The following is a 21780-nucleotide window of genomic DNA, read 5'->3' as shown; positions in this document are numbered from 1 at the left end:
AAATGTATGCCTTAGCACAAACACTCTTTAAGATTCCACGCTCTCTAAGTGGCAAAGGCAATCGCCAGACGCTACAGATACTAAAAGATTCCTTAAAAACCGCCGATTTAAACATTTATGCGATTCCAACAAGGACACAAGCCTTTGACTGGGAGATTCCAAAGGAATGGAATGTCAAAGACGCCTATATTTTAACGCCCAGTGGAGAGAAAATCTGCGATTTTCACGCCAATAACTTACATCTTGTAGGTTACTCTATCCCAACACGCGCAGAATTAACCTTTAGAGAATTAAAAGAACATTTGCATTTTTTAGAAAACCAGCCCAAAGCGATTCCTTATATCACTTCATATTACAAAGAATATTTTGGATTTTGCTTAAGCTTTGAAGCTTTTAAAGCCTTGCAAAACAGCTATGAAAACTCACAAGAAAAATTCCAAATTGTGATTGATAGCACGCTTGAAAATGGCACAATGAATTATGGAGAGATAAAAATCAAAGGGCAAAGCAAGCAAGAAATTCTCTTAAGCACCTACATTTGCCATCCACAAATGGCAAACAACGAATTAAGCGGAATTTTGCTATGCCACAGCCTTGCAAAAATCCTAAGCCAAAGAGAGAACCGCTACTCTTATAGAATCTTGCTTTTACCTGAAACACTTGGAAGCATTTACTATTTAAGCCAGCACTTAAAAGAGCTAAAAGAATCTTGTATTGCGGGGTTTGTGCTAACCTGCATAGGCGATGGCGGAGAATATTCTGTGTTGCATTCTAAAAGCGCAAATAACCTAGCCGATAGAGCCGCACAACACATTTTAAAGCATTACTACAAAAACCACAAAGCATATTCTTATTTAGAACGCGGAAGTGATGAACGGCAATATTGCGCACCGGGCATAGATTTGCCCTTTTGCACGCTAATGCGAACAAAATTTGGAGAGTATAAAGAGTATCACACAAGCCTAGATGATTTAAGTTTGCTAAGTCCTAAAAGCCTAGCAAATAGTTTAGAATATGTCTTGCGCGTGCTAGAAGTAGTGGAGATGAATGGCGTGTATGCGAATACGATTTTATGCGAGCCAAAACTAAGCAAATACGACCTCTACCCCACGCTTAGCACTAAAGACACCTTTGCTAAAATTAAAGATATGCGCAATCTTTTAATGTATTGCGATGGTAAGTTAGACTTGCTTGAAATTGCCGAGATTTGCGACTTTAATTTGCTAGAACTCAAGGAATATTTACAAAAATTTATCACAAAAGGATTGCTAAAAAATGTTAAAGAATAGAATTTTAGAATTTTTAAAAGTGAAAAATCCCACATTAAACACAGAAAACTTTGAGGATTTTCCGCTTTTTAGTGCTTTAGATTCTATGGGCTTTTTGGAGCTTTTAAGCGTGCTTGAAACAGAGCTTGAAATTGAGCTTGACTTAAGTGAATTTGACCCTGAAGAGTTTAGCACGCTCGGGAAATTTTGTGCGATTATAGAATCTTTAAAAGAGTCTAAATGATTGATTGGGAAGCACTTTATAAATTAGAATTTGTGCATTTTAAGGAGTGCTATTTGACTTGCGATTCTTATTGTTGCAAGAATTTTTTAGGTGAAAACTTTAAGATTTTAAACCAAAACGCCGTAACACTCGCACTCGTAGAAGGTGAATACAATTATTACAAGCAAAAAGGTGGAATCCTAAATCTAACAACGCCCGCTAAAAAGGAAGAATTTACCTTACAAAATGGCAAAAAATTTGTGCTTTACTTTCTCTCTTGTGAGTGTGCTGGGCTTTGCAACCCCCATTGTATGCGCCCACTTTTGTGTCGCATTTATCCCTACTTTCCTATTGTGAATGCTAAGGGAGAGATTTTAGATTTTTATCCTGCTAGCCTTATGGATTTATTTTTTAGTCAAAAAGAAGCGCATAAATGCACGCTTGTTCGCGAACACGATGCGGAGCTTCAGACTATGCTAAGGACTAGTTTAAAGCCACTTTTAGAGATTCCGCTTTTTATTTTTATCTTTCAAGTAATGGAAATCCTTGCAAAATCTTTGCAAAAAATTATGCACGATAATGTAGGCAATTTAAAAGTGGATTTGCTAGATTCTAACAACAAGGACTTGTTTTTTAAAAAGCTTGAATGGAATCTTTTTTCACGCAAGGCTTGGAACACTTCTAATTTTAATGCGCAAATTACGCAAGCTTACACAGAAATTGCTAAAAACTTTGGGGAATTTCTATAAGGATTTTTATGAAAAGCTATTCCACACAAGAGATTTATAACGCTTTTAAAAGTATCAAAAGCGATTCCACTTTGCTTGTGCATAGCTCTCTTGCAAGCCTTGGCAAACACGAGAATGTAAGCTTAAATGTGATTCCAACTTTGTGGATAGAAACGCTCAGTGAGATTGCAAAAAACGGCACACTTTTAATGCCAGCTTTTAATTACACTTTTCCAAAAACACGCTTTTTAGACTTAAACACGGCTAGGAGCGAAGTTGGAATTCTAAGTGAAGCCTTTCGACAAACCACTAAAATTAGAAGCAATCACCCTATGTTTAGCTTCTGTGGCAGTGGAAAAAGAGCAAAAGAGATTCTAATGCCAAAAAGCACACTTGAAAATATGGGCGAATGGAATCCTTTTTTAGAAAATAGCGTGTATCACAGGCTGTATTTAGAAAATGCTGTGATGGCGTTTGTGGGGATTGATATTAGAGTTTGCACTTATATGGTGTATATTGAAGCGATGTGTGGCGTTAAATATCGGTATTTTAAGCCCTTTTTAGGTGAGATTCTAACCACAGAAAACAAGCGCATAAAGGGAGAGTTTTATCATTTTTGCTTGCCTTTAAGTGAAACTTTAAAGGTTAATTACTTCCGCGTCCAACAACAAATGCTAGAAAATGGAATCCTAAAAGCCTTCCCACTTGGCGCGTCTAGCATTTATCTCTTTTACGCACAAGAATTTTTTAATTTCATTAAACAATCTCTAGCCAACTCCCCTTTTATCCTACTAGAAACCCCACCAAAGCGTTTTTATACTTTCAAAAACGAAGAGGAAATAATTTTAGAAAAAACCTAGCAGTCTTTTACACGCCATTAACCCATCATTGTTAAATCCCTTATACAATTTCTGCCCTTAAACACCCTTAAAGGTTATTTAATGCTAAAACTCTCAAAAATCACATTTATTTTAATAAATACCATACTTTTAACACTGCTTAATACTGGCGCTTTTGTTTTTGTGGCAAAACATTTAGAAAGCGCATTTTTAGCTTTTGCTTTAGCGATGTGTTATTTTTGTCTCATTTTTGTTCTTTTAAATATAATTTTTATCAAGTATTTTACAAAGTTCATATCCATACTTTTTATTACTAGTGCCACTTTTAGCGTGTATTTTATGTCATCATATGGAATCTTAATTGACTCTGATATGATTCTTAATGTGATACAAACAGACGCCAAAGAAGCTTCTGAAATATTTAATATTTATTTGATTTTAATTGGATTTTCTTGTATTGTATTTGCTTATTTTGTTTTCAAAGTAGAAATCAAAAAGGATTTTAAGCTCCTGTATTGCCATTGCCTTAGCATTATCAATCTTTCTCCCCTTGACAAAAACCTATGTGCCTTTCTTTAGGAATTACAATATTGTTAGAATATATAATACACCTTTTTATCAATTCTATGTAATCTATCGCTATTATCAAAAATTCGTTAAAGAAAAACCAGATATTCAACATATCAGCAATGATGCTACTTTACAAAACACAGACAAAAGCCTTTTAGTTCTAGTTGTAGGGGAAACCGCAAGAGCTAAAAATTATTCACTAGGCAATTATACGCACAATGACACAAACTTTTACACCAAAGAAAAAAATGTAGTCTTTTTTGATAACTTTTTCTCCTGTGGCACTTCCACTGCCATAAGCCTTCCTTGTATGTTTTCTCTCTCTAAAAGGGCAGATTTTAAAACCACAGAATATCAGGAAAACACCTTAGATATTTTACAAAAAGTCGGCGTTAGCGTGTCTTGGTATGACAATAATTCTGGGGGTTGTAAGGGGGTATGTGAGAGAATTGCTGATACCAAAACCTATCCAAACCCTTTGATGAATCCTTGCTTGAACCTTTTAAAAACAAGCTAGAAAACCTTGAAAATCAAAATATCATCATCTTACATTTACAAGGCTTGCACGGACCAACTTACTATAAGCGTTATCCTAGTGCTTTTAAAAAATTTACCCCAACTTGTGACACAAACGAGCTTGCCAAATGCTCCCAAGAATCTCTAATCAACACTTATGATAACACCTTGCTTTACACAGATTTTATCCTAGCAAAAATCATTGAGTCTTTACAAACAAAAACAGAGTATAAAACCGCTCTGCTCTATGTTTCAGACCACGGCGAAAGTTTAGGAGAAAATGGAATCTACCTACACGGAATGCCCTATATCTTCGCACCACAAGAACAAACCCATATTCCAACAATCTTTTGGAGCAATGACTCCACGCTCACACAACTTGCCACAGAGCATAAAGGCTCAAAGCTCTCCCACGACAACCTATTTTCCACAATCTTAGGCTTTTTCAAGGTTACAACAAAAGATTATCTTGCAGACGATGATTTCTTGAATCCCAACATAAAAATAAAACCTTGAAGCTTAAATGTGAAACTAAGCAACTCTATTGTATTTTAGATTCCAAAGTTTTGCATTTGTTAAAAATGGAACAAAACTTGCTTTAGCTATCTTAAACTAAATCTTTTTACGGAGTTACTATGAGTATTTTTAGCTATAGCCCAGCCCGCGCATTAGCCCAAGAAGCACTGGATCACAGAGCATTACGCCGAGATATGATTGCGAGCAATATTGCTAATGTTTCTACTCCTATGTATCGCCCAAAAGATGTGAATTTTGAACAAATGATGGCATTAAAAGCAGATGACATCTTTAATCGCAATCGCGACTTAGAGCTTGATGTTGCTATCACAAATAAAAATCACTTGCTTCCAGCAAAAGATGAAAGTCCTTATCGTCCAACAATATTTTACCGTGATGGGCATTTGGCAAGAAATGATGGCAATAGCGTGGATTTAGATATTGAAACTAGTGAAATGGGTAAAAATGATATTATGTATCAAGCTCTTGTTGGTGCCTTGCGCAAACAAGGTGGGATTTACACCTATGCCATTGATTCATCTAAAAATATTTAAAGGGGAATAAATGTTTTTATCTAGTTTTGATATTAGCGGTTATGGACTCTCCGCACAACGCCAAAGAGTCAATTTAATCTCAAGCAATATTGCTAATGCAAACACTACACGCACAGATGAAGGCGGACCTTACAGAAGAAGAGAATTAGTGTTAAAAGCTTTTGATTTTGATAAAGTTTTAAATCAAAAGTATGAAAAAAGCAATAATTTGCTAGAATATGAAGACCCATTAAATGAAATGGATAGTTTTGATGAGCAGCGTAAGCCCAAGCCTGCGCTAATGAGTGTCTATGTTGATAAAATCGTGCGTGATGATACTCAACCTAGAATGAAATACGAACCAAGCCATCCAGATGCGAATTCTGAAGGCTATGTGGCGTATCCAAACATTAATCCCGTTGTAGAAATGGCGGATTTGATTGAAGCTTCAAAAGCCTATCAGGCAAATGTTGCAGTATTTCAAAGTGCCAAAAATATGGCTTCTACGGCGATTTCAATGTTCCAGGCATAAAGGATTATAAATGGAAATTAAAAAATACGGGGTAGATTTAGAAAAGCTTAATTCTAAACTTCAAGATGTCCCTAATTTATCACCAAATCAAGATCTAAATCCGCCTACAAAAAGTTTTGGTAGCATGCTAAAAGATGCGGTTGATGAAGTTAATACCTACCAAAAGACAACCGAACAAGCAATGGCAGATATGGCAACAGGACAAATTAAAGACTTGCATCAAGCTGCAATTGTAATCGGAAAAGCAGAAAATAGTATGAAACTTATGCTTGAAGTGCGCAATAAAGCCATCAGTGCTTATAAAGAATTAATCAAAACACAAATTTAATCTGTGAATAGCGCACAATCCAAAAAAGCAGGGAAAATCCTGCTACTTTTTATCCTAATTGCCTTTGGGTTTTGCATTTTTTTAGGCACGATTTTTTACCGCAATTTTACAGAACGAACACTTCCAAATCTCCATACAAAACGCATTGAAAGTGCTATTAGAGGCAACATTTATAGTAGCGATGGATTCTTACTAGCCTCTAGTAAAAAAGTCTATAAAGCGGTTGTAAATACCTATAATATCAATCCACAAAAAAAAGAGTTGTTTATCAATCTCTTTAGTATTTACAGCAAGATTCCAAAAGATGAAATTAAAAAAAAGCTAGAGCAAAAGGGCAATACAACACTCTCCTACAACATAGATTCCAAAACCGCAAGCTACCTAAAACAGCTAAATCTAAAGCTTAATCAACTCGGCGTCTTTCAAAGCTACGAAGACAAAAACGGCAATATTTTCAAATACGGACTTTCTGTTGTGGAGAGTGGGGAATCGCGTGATTATCTCTATGGCGATACAATGGAACCAATTCTAGGCTATATTAACAAAGAAAATGATTCCAAAATCACGCGTGTTAGTGGAATTAAAGGAATTGAAAAGAGTTTTGATGCAGAATTAACACCAAATAGCGATTTGTTAATGGTAGGTGCGCGCGACATCGGTTTTAATGTGGTGCTTAATAAGGATTCCACTTTTAAAGAACGCGCAGATGGTTATGATATTATTAGCTCTATCCCTTTAAAACTTCAAAAAAAGGTAGAACGACTAATAGATCGCCACACAAAAGAGCTTGGCGCAAAAGAGATTCTAGTTGGCATAATTGAAAGCAAAAGTGGAAAAATCTTAAGCCTAGCAAGCAATGCGCGCTTCAACCCAAACTCCATTTCAAAGCAAGACTACCCAAAGCTAAACGCAAACGCCATTGAGTTTTCCTATGAACCAGGAAGCATTATTAAGCCCATCATCTACGCAATGCTACTAGATAAAAACCTAGTGCAACAAGATGAAATCATTGATTTAGAAAATGGTCGCTTCAGGCTTGATAAATTCACTATTACAGACACACACAAGCTCAAAGAATCAACCGCAGAAGAAATCCTACTTTATTCCAGTAATATCGGTATGGCAAAAATCGCTCAACGCCTAAGCCCAGCAGAATACAACGCAGGCTTACAAGCCTTTGGTTTTGGAAATCTAAGTGGAATTGATTTACCTTATGAGCGCGTAGGGGTAATCCCAGATTCTAGGCGATTTCGCAGTGAAGTGTATCGCGCAACAGCTTCTTATGGCTATGGCTTGCGCACAACTTTTATCCAAATGCTAAAGGCATACAATACAATTATTAATCATGGAATCGCCTATGAACCTTATCTTGTAGAGTATCTCCAAGATTCCAAGTCTATCCGCTACAAGCTAAAACACCAAACCCCCATTAGAATCATTAGCGACAACACAGCAAATGCGGTAAAAAACACACTTATTAAAGTTGTAACCAATGGCACAGGCAAAACTGCTCAAATTCCAGGTCTTATTATTGGCGGAAAAACAGGGACGGCACACATCGCACAAAGCGGAAAATATGTAAGCAAATACAATAGCTCGTTTTTTGGCTTTGCAAACGACAATAAAGGTAACGAATATACCTTTGGTATTAGCGTGTTTGAACCCAATGAAACTAATGCCTATTTTGCTGCACGCACTGCTGTGCCACTCTTTAAGGAAGTAGTAGAGCTTCTCATCAAAGAAGGATATTTAAAGCCCACACTTTAATTTAGATTCTAACTTTTTAGAAGTCAAATTAAGCAACAATTAAAGTTTCCAATGTTTGGCATTACATTTTTTACAGGCAACAATGAAATCTTTAGGATTTTATAAATTAATCCTATACGCATTATGATTTTTGGTATAGCTTACCAAAAAATGCTAAAGCATATGGAATTTATTAACACGGGTGCTTTATTAATGCTAGCAGATTTAGTTATGTGCTATTTTATGATGATAAAATCAAGCTTGCCACGCAGCAAGCCTTTCTTTTGTATGGCTATTTGGTATTAGCATTTAGCGCATTTATAGAGTTTATTATATCCCTTTATTTTGGACATTATACATCACAAAAGAACCTCCTATTTCACAAGAAGTCTCCACAAATAAAAGCCAAAATATGCAAAACTCTTGAGCTAGATTAGTCTAGCTTAGACACATTCTCTTTGCTAAAAACAATCCCTATTGCTTCAATCAAATGTATCGCAATCTCCGCTACAAATGCGCTATCATTCAAGATGGAAGTGCCATTTGCTACACTAATTTTTTCTTCACTAATAAGCTTTTCCACATCGCGCATATTTTGATAATCAAACTCTTTTGGCATTTCTTTTGCTGCTAAAAGCTGTTTTAAAATCAAATGCGCATTCTCATCTTTCATTGTTTTTAGCTCTTCAACACTTCTCAAAAGCATTCCTAAATCTTTGCGCATAGCATTATATTTATCCGCTAAATAAGGATTTTTAGAGTTAGAATACACTTTCATATTTGCTTGAATTAACTTCAAGTTTTTTGTGGCTTCTGTGAGATTGCGCGCAGCAATTTTAAAAGAATAAATGCGATGGTTTTTATTCTCATCTTCTACATATCTTTGCGCCTTTGTCGCAAATTCCATAATCCCATCAAATAATACCTTAATCTTGCGTTTATATAGATAGTCTAAATCCACATCACCACTAAACCACTTCTTGTTTTTCACAATAAAGTCAAAACTCTCTTTACCGCGTATATCGCTACGATTAAAACCTATTGTATGCGCCACAAGCGCATAAGCATTGTTATAAAGATGCACAGATTCTTTTTGTAACGCATCAATTGCCGTATCTGGATACTCAATAATGTTGGAATCCAAATACAAAGGCGCATCCATATCCCTATCTTTTGGGGCTTTAATCATTTTATCTAGCACAAAAACGATTTGCCGAATAAATAATGAGATTAAAAGAACCGCCACAAGATTAAACAAAGTGTGAAAAAGTGCCGTCTTTAACGCATAATTTGCAGCTTCTATTCCTAAAAAATTAGCAATCACATTAACCAACTTCACAAAAAATGGAAAGGCGACAATCACAATAATTGCAATTGTAAAGTTAAAAATACAATTTGCAATCGCTAATTTTTTACCTTCAATGTTTGTGCTAAGGCTTGCCACAACCGCTGTTACCACTCCACCAACGCTTGTCCCAAGTGTAGCGGCAAGGGCATTTTCAAAGCCAATTTGCCCACTAATTAATGCAGAGATGATAATCGCCAAAGTTGCGTGACTACTTTGCACAATACCTGTTGTAAGCGCGCCAAGCCCTACAAATATCAACACGCCCCTAAAACCTTCAAAATTAAAGTGTGATAAATCCACGATCTCTTTATAAGATTCAAATCCAACTTTAATATAATCTACTCCTAAAAAGAAAAAGCCAATCCCCATAAAAATCGCGCCAGCCCCTTTAAGAATACTATCTTTTTGAAATCCTAAAAGCACTCCACATACAATTAAAGGAATCGCTAACATAGAAATATTAATGCTTGTTAATCCAACAATGAGCCAAGAGCCAGCGGAATTCCCAAGATTTGCCCCAAAAATGATTCCAATACCTTGCGCAAGAGTGATTAAACCAGCCGAAAGAAAAGAAATAGAAATAACAGAAACAAGCGTAGAGCTTTGCATGAGTATTGTTGTAACCACACCAAAAACGATGCTTTTAAAGCGTGTGTCTGTGGATTTCGTCAAAATATTTTCTAAGATTCCTCCACTAAATGCCTTAAAACCATTGCTTAAATTCATCATTCCAATAAGCAAAATTGCAACCCCAGCTAAAATCTTAGCAAATTCTGGGAACACAACTAAAACATACAACAACAAAACCACCAAAGCCATTAAAACATAACGTCTTATATTTTGCATTGCTAACCTTTTGCCAAATTAAAGAGTGAAATTATAGCTTACAAAATTTTAGTTTTAACTCCAGTAGCTTTATATCCCATTTTTTCTATCTCTCCAAAAGATTGCACCATCGCTCCACTTAAATCTGCAAGAGAAATTGTATTCTCAGCAAACTTATCAAAGATTGCAAGCACTGCTTCAATACTACCATCTTTTAAAAGTTTCTCCCTATACGCAAAAATCCTATTATCCGTTATCAAATATCAAATCAAACCCACTAATATGATTAGAATCACTATAAGCTTTATACACCATTCCATTATCTAGCGCAATCCCATTATTCTTGCTATCTGTTTGCTCTCTCCAATGGGCTTGAAAAATGGCTAAATGCTCAGAAACTAGCTCTTTTTCAAAAGGACTTAAATGCTCTTCTATTGCCCCAAAAAAGCCTTGTATCCAAGCCTCTCCACTCTCCACACCACGCGCAAATGCGCCAATACTCTGTTGTAACTCTTGGGCTTTTTGCAAATAGATTCCACCTTTGTCTTTGTCTAAATTCTTTGGAGAGAGCATTGCAAACATATCAGCAACACTTGTTGCATCTTTCTTTAAAGATTCCATAGTTTTTGGAAACTCCAAAAATCGCTCTTTAAAAAGTAATAAGGTCTGTAAAATAGGGTCTTTAGGGTCTTGTTTTTGCGTGTGTAATTCATTAATTTTCTCTTCCATTAAATCCCCCAAAACCGCCAAAGTTCTAGGATAAGAGAAAGGATTTAATGGACTACTAATCGTTTTTTGCGTTTCAAAAGGATAAGAACGCGCTAGGGATTCCAAATCTTGTAAAAAATATTCGTCCCCTTGCGCCACCCCAACAATGCTTTCTGTCATTTCCCTATCCAAAGTTAATTCTAAAGGCGGAATCTCTTTTGACTCTTTTGGCTTTAAGGCACTCTCAAAAGCCGTATTAAAAGCAAACAAAGACTTATCAAAAGTGCCTTCTTTAACTTGACTAAGATGGGATTGATATTTTAGGCTAACTTGCATTTTTAGTCCTTTGATTTTAAAGATTTTTAAGCAAAAAATATTCCCAAAACTACACATTTTAATTAAAAAATAAATTTTTATTTAACCTTTTAGTATTTTATTAACAACTTTATTTTAATATAGAATCCAAAGTTTCATCGCAAGGATTTGGGTATGCAGGAGTGCAAAAGGATTCTAATTATCGGTGGCGGATATGGTGGATTGAAGGCAGTTTTAGGACTTCAGCGCAAATACAAAGGCACAGCGGACATCACACTTATTAGCAAGCACGATTACCACTACCAAACCACGCTATTACACAAAGTAGCAATAGGCACACTAAGTGCGAGAAAGGCAAGGATTTATTACCGCAAGGTTTTGGATTTAAATAAGGTACATTTTATCAAAGATAAAATCAAGCAGCTTTGCCCAAAAGAAAACAAAGTTATTGGCAATGGTGGAGAATACTTTTATGATATTTTAGTTGTAGCACTTGGCTTTAAACCTAATAATTTTGGTATTAAAGGTGTTGAAAAATACGCCTATACGCTCTCATCTTTAAATTCTGCTTTAAAATTAGACAAGAATATAGAAAATAAGTTTAAAGAATTTGTGCATACTAAAAATCCAAAAGACTTACAAACAATCGTATGCGGCACAGGCTTTACAGGAATTGAATTTGCCGCTGAACTTGCTACACAACTTCAAGAGCTTTGTCTAATCTGTGGCATTAACCAAAGGATTCCAAAAGTAACTTGTATAGGGCGCTCTCAACATATTTTACCCGTCTTTAGCGACTCTCTTGCGAAAATTGCGGAATCCAAACTTAAAAACCTAGGCGTTGAGATCCTATCTAGCGCAGATATTCAAGAGATTAAAGAAGGCGAAGTGATTATAAAGCGTGAGGGCGAAACACAAAGTATTTATGGCAACACAATTATTTGGAGCGCAGGCGTTAAAGGGAGTGAGATTGTAGAGCAATCAGAAATCCCTAATAAAAATGGTAGAATTGCGGTAAATGCGCAACTTCAATGCAAAGAATTTGAAAACATTTATGTCGTAGGCGATTGTGCCATTGCCACAGACAAAGATGCTATCCACGCCCCCACAGCGCAACTTGCGGCACAAATGGGGGATTATGTTGCTGAACTTTTATGTGCAAAGCTAGAAAACAAATCTTTTGACAAGGTTTTTAAATTTAACCACAGAGGAACGGTTTGCTCCATAGGACACACAGATGGAGTGGGAATTGTGTATCACAAAAATGTTAAAGGCGAGATTGCCGCTTTTATGAAAAACACTATTGAAAACAAATGGCTATACAGCATAGGCGGCTTGAATATGGTTTTCAAAAAAGGGCAATTCCGCTACCGCACAAGCAATTAAATATCAAACAAATCTTGACTTTGCCTACTCGCTTCTAAAATAGAGCTAAAATGCAAAATTTTACAAGTGTTTTCTAAAAGCGCTAAAAGTTTGGAGAGCATTTGTAAATCCCTATGATACACATACACACCATAACCACGGATTACCATTATCTTTTTGTCACTCTCTTTAAAATAGCGATTTATCTCAATATCCGCCCTTTCATACCAATTATCAAAATCCTTTGGATCATACACATCTAACACTCCTAGCATTGTGTAGCCAAAATAATCTTTAGGGATAATTTGATTATGCGTTAGCGTGTAAGACACCGTAAAAGGTGGCATTCCATAAGCGATATATTTTGCATTGGGAATATTTTGATAAATCAAAGAATGGATAAAAGCATCAATGCTTGCTTCATTCCAGCGGTAATCTTGCTTGTGATAGAGCATAATTAGGGAATCTTGATTTAAATCATCAAAAATCGCGTCTTTTTTGTTGATAAGAAAATGCCCTTCTTCAAGCTTTGTTGAGAGCGAACCATGAAAAATTCCAAAGAAATTTTTACGAAACATTGAAAGCGAAATGGTTTTTAGATTCTTTAAAATCTCTGTATCAATATTATAATCCACGCTTTCCCCCTAAAATAGTCCATTAACTTGCGCGATAAAATCTAGCGGATCTACTTGCACGCCACGCACTAAAATTCCAAAATGCAAATGCGGGCCACTTACCCGTCCTGTTGCTCCACTAAACGCGATTAAATCACCCTTTTCTACAATCTCGCCAACCTTAACTTTAATTGCACTACAATGATAATACATACTAAACACACCTTCCCCGTGGTCTAGCACCACAGAACCCCCAGCTAAAAAGCGATCCTTTGCAATCACGACCTTCCCTCTATTGCTAGCAAAAATCTCTGTCCCAATAGCTGCTCTAAAATCTGTCCCGCTATGATAACTCTTAATTTCCCCATTAAACACACGCGCATTGCCATATGAGCTTGTAATTTTACTTTGCATTGGGAGCATAAAAGTGGAATCCCAAAGGCGTTTTTGGCTATAATTATTGTAAATTGCATTGGCTTCTTCGCGCTCTTTTTTAATCCGCTCTTGATTTTTAGGATTTGGCTTTGCCTTACTTGGACTCACTTGAATGCTCTCTTTTTTATAACTCCCTTGCACAACTTCCACTCTCTCACCATTTTCTAATACCACAACACTAGGCTTTGAATAATAAGGAATCGCTAAAATTACGATTTTTCGCTCCAAATTGCTAGGATGTGGAATCCAAGAATAAGTTTTTTTATCAATCACAATGGGTTTTGGATTCCGTATTGTTGTGCTTAAGATTATGGTTTTACCATTTTCTACGACAAATTCCGCATTTTTCCCCATCGCTTGTTTTAGTTTATCTGTATTTGCTTGCGCAAAGATTGACAATAGCACAAACACCATTCCAATTCCAACTTTTCTAAGCATTCCAAACACCCTTTAAATTTTAAATTTTGTAGCATAACGCAGTTTTACTTACAAAACAAAAAAATCCCAAAAAACGCCAAAAAACCTGTGTTTTTCAAAATTGAATCTTAATTTTTAAGAAACTTTAGTTTATTTTATTAATTAAACTTGACAATAAAGGACTAAAGTTATATAATTTTGCTTGAAATTTGAAAGAATAATTGCTAAAATTCACTTTTAAGTTGTTAATTCACCAAAAAGGAGCAGTATTGCAAGACAATCAACACAATGATCAAGACAATTTGCAAGAGACGCAGATGCAAGATTTGCAAGATTGCGATAACACAGCGGAAGATTCTGCAAATACAGAAGCCTTGCAAACACAAATTGCGGAGTTAAAAGAGCAATATGTGCGTGCTTATGCAGACTTTGAAAACACCAAGAAGCGTTTAGAGCGCGATAAAGACCAAGCTTTAGAATACGCGTATGAAAAAATTGCAAAAGATTTATTGCCTAGCATTGATACACTAGAGATTGCACTAAAAAGCATTCAAGATTCCAAAACTAATGATGCCACACAAAATGCAATCTTTAGCAAGATTGAAGAAGGAATCGCATTGACGCTAGATAATCTACTAAAATCTCTTGCCAAACACGGGATTGAGCCTATCGCCACTGATGGCGCATTTGACCCAAATTTTCACGATGCAATTATGCAAGTTGAAAGTGCCGAGCATAACGCAGGAGATATTGTTGCAGTAATGCAAAAAGGTTATACTTATAAAGAAAGAGTTTTGCGACCATCAATGGTTAGCATTGCAAAATAATTAAATTTTAAAAGGATAAAAAATGGGAAAAGTATTAGGAATTGACTTAGGAACAACAAACTCAGCAATGGCTGTATTTGAAGGCAACGAAGCAAAAATCATTGCAAACAAAGAAGGCAAAAACACAACGCCTTCTGTTGTGGCTTTCACGGATAAGGGAGAAGTTTTAGTGGGTGATCCTGCAAAACGCCAAGCTATCACAAATCCAGAAAAAACAATTTATTCCATTAAAAGAATTATGGGATTAATGTATAATGAAGACAAAGCCCAAGAAGCCAAAAAAAGACTTCCTTATAAAGTGGTGGATAGAAATGGGGCATGCGCGATTGAGATTGCAGGCAAAGTTTATACCCCACAAGAAATCTCCGCTAAGATTTTAATGAAACTCAAAGCTGATGCAGAAAGCTATCTAGGCGAAGAAGTTACAGAAGCAGTTATCACCGTGCCAGCGTATTTTAACGACGCACAAAGAAAGGCAACTAAAGAAGCGGGAACTATTGCAGGGCTGAATGTACTTAGAATCATTAATGAGCCAACCTCAGCAGCTCTTGCGTATGGATTGGACAAAAAACAATCTGAAAATATCGTGGTTTATGACTTAGGAGGAGGAACATTTGATGTTACCGTTCTTGAAACTGGCGATAATGTCGTAGAAGTTAAAGCTACAGGCGGTGATGCGTTTTTAGGCGGAGATGATTTTGATAATGCAATTATTGATTGGCTTGTTAGCGAGTTTGAAAGCGAGCAAGGGGTTAATCTTAAAAATGATGTGATGGCTCTCCAAAGACTAAAAGAAGCAGCAGAAAATGCAAAAAAAGAGCTAAGTAGCGCGCAAGAAACTGAAATTAATCTGCCTTTTATCACAATGACACAAGCAGGACCGCAACACTTGGTTAAAAAACTCACAAGAGCAAAGTTTGAAGGCTTAATTGAGCAATACATCAACCAAACTATTGACAAAATTGATAGCGTAATTAAAGATGCGGATTTAAGCAAGAGCGAAATTAATGAAGTTGTAATGGTAGGCGGTTCTACAAGAATCCCAAAGGCGCAAGAGCGTGTAAAAGAATTTATCGGTAAAGAGCTTAATAAATCCGTAAATCCTGATGAAGTTGTAGCCGTTGGTGCAGCAATCCAAGGAGGCGTGTTAAAAGGCGATGTTAAAGATGTGCTTTTGCTTGATGTTACACCACTCTCACTAGGAATTGAAACGCTAGGTGGCGTGATGACTAGAATTATTGAGCGCGGAACTACGATTCCAACAAAGAAAAATCAAGTTTTCTCTACTGCAGAAGATAATCAACCCGCAGTTACCATCCAAGTCTTACAAGGCGAAAGAGAGCTAGCAAGAGACAATAAAGTGCTAGGAAACTTTGAATTAAGTGGAATCCCAGCAGCTCCAAGAGGTGTGCCACAAATTGAAGTAACCTTTGACATTGACGCAAATGGAATCTTAACTGTTAGCGCAAAAGACAAGGCAACTGGCAAAGCTCAAGAGATTAAAATCACAGGTTCTAGCGGACTTTCTGATTCCGAAATTGAAAAAATGGTAAAAGACGCAGAGCTAAATAAAGAAGAAGACAAAAAGAAAAAAGAAATCATTGAAGTGCGCAATCAAGCAGATAGTCTAGTATATCAAACACAAAAAAGCCTAGATGAAATGAAAGATAAAATTGACACAAGCGATGCTGAAAAAATCCAAAACGCAATCAATGCGCTAAAAGATGTGCTTAAAAACGAAAACGCCAGCAAAGAAGAGATTGAAGCAAAGGTAAAAGAGCTTACAGAAGCAAGCCATAAACTTGCAGAAGCAATGTATAAAAAAGATGAGAACGCACAAAATCCAAACACGCAAAACAACAAAAAAGATGATGATGTAATTGATGCGGAAGTGGAATAGAGTTTTTAAAATCGGAATATTCGGAAATACAGGCAAAATAGGAGACGAATTAGTCTGTCTCCCAGCCTACTACACCATTAAACATCTTTATCCCAAAAGTTTTTTAACGCTTTTATGCAATACAAGTGTAGCACATAACATTTTTTCTCATTTAAATTTCATTGATGAAATAACCACCTTGGAAGCTTACAAAAATAAAATGGGGGGGGGGGCAGAATTTGATATTCTTTTAGTTATCAATCATAACAATCTTAAAATTTTACAAAAAGCTAAAAATATACCAGCTAAAAGAAGAATTACGACTTTTTCTCAAAGTTTAATGTTGCGACATGGAATCTTGTTTATTTCAGGATTTGAACGCTTTATTAATCCCTATTGGTTCCAAACACATAGAGAAGTGCAACGCAATCTTAATCTTGTAAGAAAAATTAATCCTACCTTATTTGATAAACAATTCTCTCTTATTAATTTTGCCCATGCAAAATTACAAACAAACCCCATAAATAAAGATTATATTGACAAATTTCTACTTAATGCTAACACTATTTTAACCGATAAAATCATAGGCATTGCACCATTTGGAGAAACAGCTACACGCAGAAAAATGAATTTTGATATAAAAGAGTGGATAGAAATAGCAAATATTTTATCGCTAAAATTTCCTTCTTTTTTATTTATATTTTTGAGCCATCCCAAAGGAAATATACCAAATTTGGAAAACAATAAAAATATTATTATTTTTCAAAATAATAATGACTTATTAAATCTTGTAGAACTTATCTCGCGCCTAGATTTTCTTATAAGTGTTGATACAGGAAATGTCCATATTGCAGATAATCTAAAAATACCTACTCTAGAAATCATTTCAAAAAGCAAAAAGAATCAATGGTGCGGAGGTGCATATGGAGGATTTTGCAAAATTATGTCCCTGCCAATAAATTGGCAAAAACACAAACAAAAATACTTCTTTAAATTTTTATCATTAGCATTATCCTGTCTAAAAAACTTAGCAAAAAATTCTTAGATATTAAGTTTATTTGATTACAAAATATTTAATATTTAAAACCTAAAAATTGTAGCAACAAGTTAAACAAATATGCAAAATATTTAATTTTGCTCTTGCAAAATCATCTTGCAAACAAGAATCCAACCCCTACACGCTCAATTGAACGATTATAATCTGCCAAACTTTCTCCATATCCATTAAAATACTGCACATATAAATAAAGATTCTTATAAATCGGATAAGAATAATCCAACATAAATGCCCCTCTGTTATCTGATTTTAAGTTATTGCGTAAAGTGAGTGTAAAAAGATGCTTGTCTATCCCATAAGCTAAATTCAATTCCCCATATCCCATATAATCCAAAATATCTGGATTATCGTCTTTATTTGCATCTTCTTTTATGCGATACCAAGCCTTAAGACCCAAAGCAAAATTTTCATATCCATAAATCCCTTCCACAAATAAACGCTCCCAGCTTCTTGATTTTAATAAATCTCCACCATTACTTTGATGCACATAGCCAAAATTCACACGATCAAAAAATACATTATATTGTTCCAAAGGATAGCTAAGAAACAATGCCGGCTCATAATTACTCTCCCTAAAAGGGCGAGAATGTTCATTGTCATAAAGCTGCCAAAGACTCTGCTGTGTATAAGCAAAATAAAGATCTAAATCCTTAAAAAACAAATCATCAATAAGCATTTTTTTAATGCTAATTTGAAATTTTGCTTCTGTGCGCTTTGTTTGTCCTTGTTCTTTATTAAAACTAATGCTTGCAGGCAAAAAATAATTAAACCTATAAGGCTCAAACCCTAAAAAATCTCCAAAAAAGCGATTTCTCTCAAAGCGTGCTTCATAACGACTAACTCCCTCTTCTAGACTCACATTTTTTACCTCTTCTTGCGGTGCTTCTTTTGTTTCTATGTTGGCAAAGTTTTTTAAATATTTAGAATCTTTTGCCAAGGGAGCATTTTTTGGATTTTCTACAAAAGTTACAAAAAGCTCATCAGAGTCTTGTAAATTTAATTTGAGTTCTTTTTGACCTTTCTGCACGCTAATTACTTTTAAAATTTGCATTTGTTTATCCAATATCAAAACCTTAGCGCGCTCATTTTCGCTAAAATCTAATTTCTCATAAAGTCTTTCTTTAAGCACATCACAATACACAAACAAAGGCAGGCATAACATACCTAAAATTCTAAACCACATTGATTTAATTACCCTTTTTTAATATCTGTTCCCATAAATACGCGCTTTTACAAATCACTTCTAAATCATCATATTTTGGATTCCAACTTGTATGCGCTAAAATCCTTTGGTTATCACTCACAAGCACACTAGGATCACCTTCTCTTCTTGGTGCAGATTCCACAATAAAATCCTTACCGCTTACCTTTTTAACACAATCAATCACTTCTTTAACACTAAAACCCTTGCCATAGCCCACATTATAAACTTCGCTTTTTTCTGTCTCCATCAACGCTTTTAAAGCCCAAAAATGAGCGCTTGCTAAATCATCGATGTGGATATAATCTCTAATACAAGTGCCATCACTTGTTGGATAATCTTCCCCAAAAATTTGCATTTTAGAACGCTTGCCACACGCACACTCACACGCAACTTTAATCAAATGCGTTGCGTTTTTCACTCTCTGCCCTAACGCGCCTTGTTGCTCCATTAACGCGCCAGCAACATTAAAATAGCGTAAAATCACGCTTTTAAAACTAGGATTTGCCACTTCTAACGCGTGCAAAATCTTTTCAATCATTAATTTAGACTCCCCATAAGGATTAATAGGGGCTTTTAAAGAAGATTCTACGATATTTTCTTTGCTTTTTGGTTCTCCATAAACTGCCGCAGTTGAGCTAAATAAAAAGCGATTGACTCCAAACTCTTGCGCCACTTCTAGCAAATTTGTCGTGTTTGCAACATTATTTTTAAAATACATTAGAGGTTTTTGCACAGATTCTTGCACAATCAAACTTGCAGCAAAATGGATAATCGCACAAATATTGGAATCTAAAAATACTTTTCTTAAAGCTTTAGTATCACTTAAATCCCCTTGTATAAACTCCACACGCTCCTTAAATGTATGCTGTAAAAACTCTATGTTTTCTAAAAAGCCTGTGGAAAGATTATCAAAAATCACGATCTTACAATCGCTGTTTTTTAAAAAATAATACGCCGTGTGTGAGCCGATATATCCAGCAGCTCCTGTAAATAAAAAGGTTTGCATTTTTAATCCTTAAATCCCTATTTAATCTAAGTTTAAGCACGAATTTTAGCATAATTTAGCGCATTTACCATTTCTTTACGCATTTTATGCAACAATATACAAGATTAGTTTTAGGAGAAAAAAATGTGTGGAATCGTGGGCTATATCGGCAATAATGAGAAAAAATCCCTTTTGTTAAATGGCTTAAAAGAGTTAGAATATCGTGGCTATGACTCCGCTGGAATTTCTGTTTTAGAAAATGGGGAATTACACACTTTTAAAGCCGTGGGCAAGCTTGTAAATTTAGAGCATAAATGTGAAAACTTTAAGTCTAGTGGCTTTGGTTTAGGCATAGGACACACGCGCTGGGCAACGCACGGGAAGCCCACAGAGATTAACGCACACCCACATATTGGGCATTATAGCAATGTTGTACATAATGGGATTATTGAAAATTACCAAAGCATTAAGGAATCTTTGCAAAAACAAGGTTATGTTTTTACTTCACAAACAGATACTGAAGCCATTGTGCATCTCTTTGAATCCTATGTTGCACAGACAAATGACCCTTTTAGTGCATTTAAAAAGACAATTGCGGATTTAAAAGGCGCATATGCAATCTTGCTTATCACACAAAAATCCCCCAATACAATTTATTATGCCAAAAACGGATCACCCTTAATCATTGGCAAAAATACAGATGAAACAGAAATCTTTTTTGCTTCATCTGATGCGCCATTAATCGGACTTGCAAGCGAAGTTGCGTATTTAGAAGATGGAGAAGTTGGCAAAATGGAGCTAGGAAGTTTTCACACTCTCTCTAACACAAAGCCTCTAAATGGCGATAAACTCTCCGCTCAAAAAGATGGATTTACCTTTTTCATGGAAAAGGAAATTTATGAGCAACACAAAGTCTTGCTTGAAACGATGATGGGAAGGGTTAGCGAAAAAGGATTCCATCTTGACGAGCTAGAAGCATTAAATTTGGACTCTTTTAGCTCCATTACACTTTGCGCTTGTGGAACAAGCTACCATGCAAGCCTTGCTGGAAGCTATTTGCTAGAGCGCATTGCTAAGTTAAAAACAAAGGTAGAAATCGCAAGTGAGTTTCGCTACAAAGAGCCAATTTTGCATAAAGATGAACTCTTTATTGTGATCTCTCAAAGTGGCGAAACTGCCGACACACTTGAAGCCCTAAAACTTGCCAAAAAAAGCGGACTAAAAACACTTGGAATTTGTAATGTAGATAATAGCTCCATTGTTAGAGAGAGCGATTATTCCTTGCTTACGCGCGCTGGAATTGAAAAGGGCGTGGCAAGCACAAAGGCTTTTGCTACGCAGGTTATGCTACTTTGGATTTTAGCAAATTTCTTAGCGCAAAAACGCGGAATCTTAAATGAAGAATCTATTAAAAACGAAGCAAACACAATGCTTGAGGCAAGCAGGGCTACAAAAGTGGATAAAAAACTCCACGAACATATTAAGCGCCTATCACGCCGCTACTTACACGGACACGGATTTTTCTTTATCGGGCGAGATATTTTCTATCCTTTAGCGCTTGAGGGAGCGCTAAAGCTTAAAGAAATTAGCTATTTGCACGCAGAAGGTTATCCTAGTGGAGAGATGAAGCACGGACCTATTGCGCTAGCGGATTTAGGGCTATTTTGCGTTGCGCTAATGCCACAAAATTTACTCCACGATAAGATTAAAAGCAATGTTGAAGAGCTAAGTGCGCGCGAAGCGATGATTTGTGCATTAAGCGCGGAGCATTATGAAGGCTGTGATGATTGGATTAAGATTCCACATTATCCCCATTATATGGTAGAGTTTTTCTCAATGATGGTTGTGTTGCAAATCTTTGCCCTTGAAGTTGCGGTAAGATTAGGCAACGATGTGGATATGCCAAGAAACTTGGCAAAAAGCGTAACGGTGGAATAAAATTATCTATCTACAAAAAATTTGAAAAATTTTCTTTAATTCTTAAATTTGTAAGATTGAAAAA

Annotated in this window: 20 protein-coding genes and 1 pseudogene; 14 read left to right on the top strand and 7 right to left on the bottom strand. The window is 35.8% G+C overall.

Going from position 1 to position 21780, the window contains the following annotated elements; all coding sequences use genetic code 11:
- Positions 1-2: 2 nt before the first annotated feature.
- From IP358_RS01535 to IP358_RS01495, 9 genes and pseudogenes are all read left to right on the top strand, one after another.
- Positions 3-1289, top strand: a complete 1287-nt coding sequence (locus IP358_RS01535) for a DUF4910 domain-containing protein (protein WP_040498406.1) — start codon at positions 3-5, stop codon at positions 1287-1289.
- Entirely contained in the window at positions 1276-1512 is a 237-nt protein-coding gene (locus IP358_RS01530; RefSeq protein WP_006802039.1) for a phosphopantetheine-binding protein, read from the top strand. Before IP358_RS01535 ends, IP358_RS01530 begins: the two co-directional genes overlap by 14 nt.
- On the top strand, positions 1509-2240 hold the full coding sequence (locus IP358_RS01525; protein ID WP_006802040.1) for a hypothetical protein: 732 nt from the start codon (positions 1509-1511) through the stop codon (positions 2238-2240). The genes IP358_RS01530 and IP358_RS01525 overlap by 4 nt, the downstream gene beginning before the upstream one ends.
- 8 nt (positions 2241-2248) lie before the next feature.
- The gene (locus tag IP358_RS01520) at positions 2249-3079 is read left to right on the top strand and encodes an AAC(3) family N-acetyltransferase (protein ID WP_006802041.1); all 831 of its coding nucleotides are present in this window, start codon (positions 2249-2251) and stop codon (positions 3077-3079) included.
- An 81-nt stretch (positions 3080-3160) separates the two neighbouring features.
- Positions 3161-4583: pseudogene (locus IP358_RS01515) on the top strand (phosphoethanolamine transferase domain-containing protein).
- Positions 4584-4779: 196 nt separating this feature from the next.
- Positions 4780-5214 carry a flagellar basal body rod protein FlgB gene (gene flgB, locus IP358_RS01510; protein WP_006802043.1) on the top strand — a complete coding sequence of 145 codons (435 nt, stop codon included), beginning with the start codon at positions 4780-4782 and terminating at the stop codon, positions 5212-5214.
- 10 nt (positions 5215-5224) lie between these two features.
- On the top strand, positions 5225-5725 hold the full coding sequence (gene flgC, locus IP358_RS01505; RefSeq protein ID WP_006802044.1) for a flagellar basal body rod protein FlgC: 501 nt from the start codon (positions 5225-5227) through the stop codon (positions 5723-5725).
- Positions 5726-5735: 10 nt separating this feature from the next.
- A complete protein-coding gene (fliE, locus tag IP358_RS01500; RefSeq protein ID WP_006802045.1) occupies positions 5736-6053 on the top strand; it encodes a flagellar hook-basal body complex protein FliE in 318 nt (105 codons plus the stop codon).
- Positions 6054-6056: 3 nt separating this feature from the next.
- Positions 6057-7820, top strand: coding sequence for a peptidoglycan D,D-transpeptidase FtsI family protein (locus tag IP358_RS01495; RefSeq protein ID WP_006802046.1), 1764 nt, complete (start codon positions 6057-6059; stop codon positions 7818-7820).
- Between the two features lie 412 nt (positions 7821-8232).
- Here the strand turns inward: IP358_RS01495 and IP358_RS01490 are convergent, their stop codons facing one another.
- The 3 genes from IP358_RS01490 to IP358_RS01480 are packed head-to-tail and all read right to left on the bottom strand — an operon-like array spanning position 8233 to position 11016.
- A complete protein-coding gene (locus IP358_RS01490; RefSeq protein WP_006802047.1) occupies positions 8233-9993 on the bottom strand; it encodes a Na/Pi cotransporter family protein in 1761 nt (586 codons plus the stop codon).
- 38 nt (positions 9994-10031) lie between these two features.
- Positions 10032-10232 carry a hypothetical protein gene (locus tag IP358_RS01485; RefSeq protein ID WP_006802048.1) on the bottom strand — a complete coding sequence of 67 codons (201 nt, stop codon included), beginning with the start codon at positions 10230-10232 and terminating at the stop codon, positions 10032-10034.
- Complete coding sequence (locus IP358_RS01480; protein ID WP_143440563.1) at positions 10219-11016, bottom strand: hypothetical protein; 798 nt, start codon at positions 11014-11016, stop codon at positions 10219-10221. The genes IP358_RS01485 and IP358_RS01480 overlap by 14 nt, the downstream gene beginning before the upstream one ends.
- A gap of 153 nt (positions 11017-11169) precedes the next feature.
- On the opposite strand from IP358_RS01480, the gene IP358_RS01475 reads away from it, so the two are divergent.
- Positions 11170-12381 (top strand): NAD(P)/FAD-dependent oxidoreductase, encoded by a 1212-nt coding sequence (locus IP358_RS01475; protein WP_006802050.1) that lies wholly within the window; start codon positions 11170-11172, stop codon positions 12379-12381.
- Here IP358_RS01475 and IP358_RS01470 read toward each other — a convergent pair.
- Positions 12378-12938 carry a class II aldolase and adducin N-terminal domain-containing protein gene (locus tag IP358_RS01470; protein ID WP_050754807.1) on the bottom strand — a complete coding sequence of 187 codons (561 nt, stop codon included), beginning with the start codon at positions 12936-12938 and terminating at the stop codon, positions 12378-12380. The genes IP358_RS01475 and IP358_RS01470 overlap by 4 nt on opposite strands.
- 66 nt (positions 12939-13004) lie before the next feature.
- The gene (pgp3, locus tag IP358_RS01465) at positions 13005-13763 is read right to left on the bottom strand and encodes a peptidoglycan metallopeptidase Pgp3 (protein WP_457851935.1); all 759 of its coding nucleotides are present in this window, start codon (positions 13761-13763) and stop codon (positions 13005-13007) included.
- A 380-nt stretch (positions 13764-14143) separates the two neighbouring features.
- Here pgp3 and grpE point away from each other — a divergent pair, with 380 nt between their 5' ends.
- From grpE to IP358_RS01450, 3 genes are all read left to right on the top strand, one after another.
- Entirely contained in the window at positions 14144-14653 is a 510-nt protein-coding gene (gene grpE / locus IP358_RS01460) for a nucleotide exchange factor GrpE (RefSeq protein ID WP_050754808.1), read from the top strand.
- 22 nt (positions 14654-14675) lie between these two features.
- Positions 14676-16553 carry a molecular chaperone DnaK gene (gene dnaK, locus IP358_RS01455; RefSeq protein WP_006802054.1) on the top strand — a complete coding sequence of 626 codons (1878 nt, stop codon included), beginning with the start codon at positions 14676-14678 and terminating at the stop codon, positions 16551-16553.
- A 397-nt stretch (positions 16554-16950) separates the two neighbouring features.
- Positions 16951-17577: a glycosyltransferase family 9 protein gene (locus IP358_RS01450; RefSeq protein WP_180322761.1), complete on the top strand. Its 627-nt coding sequence runs from the start codon at positions 16951-16953 to the stop codon at positions 17575-17577.
- A 103-nt stretch (positions 17578-17680) separates the two neighbouring features.
- On the opposite strand, the gene IP358_RS01445 is transcribed toward IP358_RS01450, so the two are convergent.
- Both IP358_RS01445 and galE read right to left on the bottom strand, forming a co-directional pair.
- Complete coding sequence (locus IP358_RS01445) at positions 17681-18772, bottom strand: phospholipase A (protein WP_006802056.1); 1092 nt, start codon at positions 18770-18772, stop codon at positions 17681-17683.
- 4 nt (positions 18773-18776) lie between these two features.
- Positions 18777-19799 carry a UDP-glucose 4-epimerase GalE gene (gene galE, locus IP358_RS01440; RefSeq protein WP_006802057.1) on the bottom strand — a complete coding sequence of 341 codons (1023 nt, stop codon included), beginning with the start codon at positions 19797-19799 and terminating at the stop codon, positions 18777-18779.
- 123 nt (positions 19800-19922) lie between these two features.
- On the opposite strand from galE, the gene glmS reads away from it, so the two are divergent.
- Positions 19923-21716, top strand: coding sequence for a glutamine--fructose-6-phosphate transaminase (isomerizing) (glmS, locus tag IP358_RS01435; RefSeq protein WP_006802058.1), 1794 nt, complete (start codon positions 19923-19925; stop codon positions 21714-21716).
- Positions 21717-21780: the final 64 nt, after the last annotated feature.

Source organism: Helicobacter winghamensis ATCC BAA-430 (assembly GCF_028751035.1).
GTDB classification, from domain to species: Bacteria; Campylobacterota; Campylobacteria; order Campylobacterales; family Helicobacteraceae; genus Helicobacter_D; species Helicobacter_D winghamensis.
The sequence above is the reverse complement of the archived record's forward strand: the minus strand, read 5'-3'. Positions and strand labels throughout refer to the sequence as shown.

Excerpts from the sequence above, each read along its gene's own strand:
- IP358_RS01535 (WP_040498406.1), top strand. The coding sequence starts at position 3 with ATGTATGCCTTAGCACAAACACTCTTTAAGATTCCACGCTCTCTAAGT.
- IP358_RS01530 (WP_006802039.1), top strand. The coding sequence starts at position 1,276 with ATGTTAAAGAATAGAATTTTAGAATTTTTAAAAGTGAAAAATCCCACA.
- IP358_RS01525 (WP_006802040.1), top strand. The coding sequence starts at position 1,509 with ATGATTGATTGGGAAGCACTTTATAAATTAGAATTTGTGCATTTTAAG.
- IP358_RS01520 (WP_006802041.1), top strand. The coding sequence starts at position 2,249 with ATGAAAAGCTATTCCACACAAGAGATTTATAACGCTTTTAAAAGTATC.
- flgB (WP_006802043.1), top strand. The coding sequence starts at position 4,780 with ATGAGTATTTTTAGCTATAGCCCAGCCCGCGCATTAGCCCAAGAAGCA.
- flgC (WP_006802044.1), top strand. The coding sequence starts at position 5,225 with ATGTTTTTATCTAGTTTTGATATTAGCGGTTATGGACTCTCCGCACAA.
- fliE (WP_006802045.1), top strand. The coding sequence starts at position 5,736 with ATGGAAATTAAAAAATACGGGGTAGATTTAGAAAAGCTTAATTCTAAA.
- IP358_RS01490 (WP_006802047.1), bottom strand. The coding sequence starts at position 9,993 with ATGCAAAATATAAGACGTTATGTTTTAATGGCTTTGGTGGTTTTGTTG.
- IP358_RS01480 (WP_143440563.1), bottom strand. The coding sequence starts at position 11,016 with ATGCAAGTTAGCCTAAAATATCAATCCCATCTTAGTCAAGTTAAAGAA.
- IP358_RS01475 (WP_006802050.1), top strand. The coding sequence starts at position 11,170 with ATGCAGGAGTGCAAAAGGATTCTAATTATCGGTGGCGGATATGGTGGA.
- IP358_RS01470 (WP_050754807.1), bottom strand. The coding sequence starts at position 12,938 with ATGTTTCGTAAAAATTTCTTTGGAATTTTTCATGGTTCGCTCTCAACA.
- pgp3 (WP_457851935.1), bottom strand. The coding sequence starts at position 13,763 with ATGGGGAAAAATGCGGAATTTGTCGTAGAAAATGGTAAAACCATAATC.
- grpE (WP_050754808.1), top strand. The coding sequence starts at position 14,144 with ATGCAAGATTTGCAAGATTGCGATAACACAGCGGAAGATTCTGCAAAT.
- dnaK (WP_006802054.1), top strand. The coding sequence starts at position 14,676 with ATGGGAAAAGTATTAGGAATTGACTTAGGAACAACAAACTCAGCAATG.
- IP358_RS01445 (WP_006802056.1), bottom strand. The coding sequence starts at position 18,772 with ATGTGGTTTAGAATTTTAGGTATGTTATGCCTGCCTTTGTTTGTGTAT.
- galE (WP_006802057.1), bottom strand. The coding sequence starts at position 19,799 with ATGCAAACCTTTTTATTTACAGGAGCTGCTGGATATATCGGCTCACAC.
- glmS (WP_006802058.1), top strand. The coding sequence starts at position 19,923 with ATGTGTGGAATCGTGGGCTATATCGGCAATAATGAGAAAAAATCCCTT.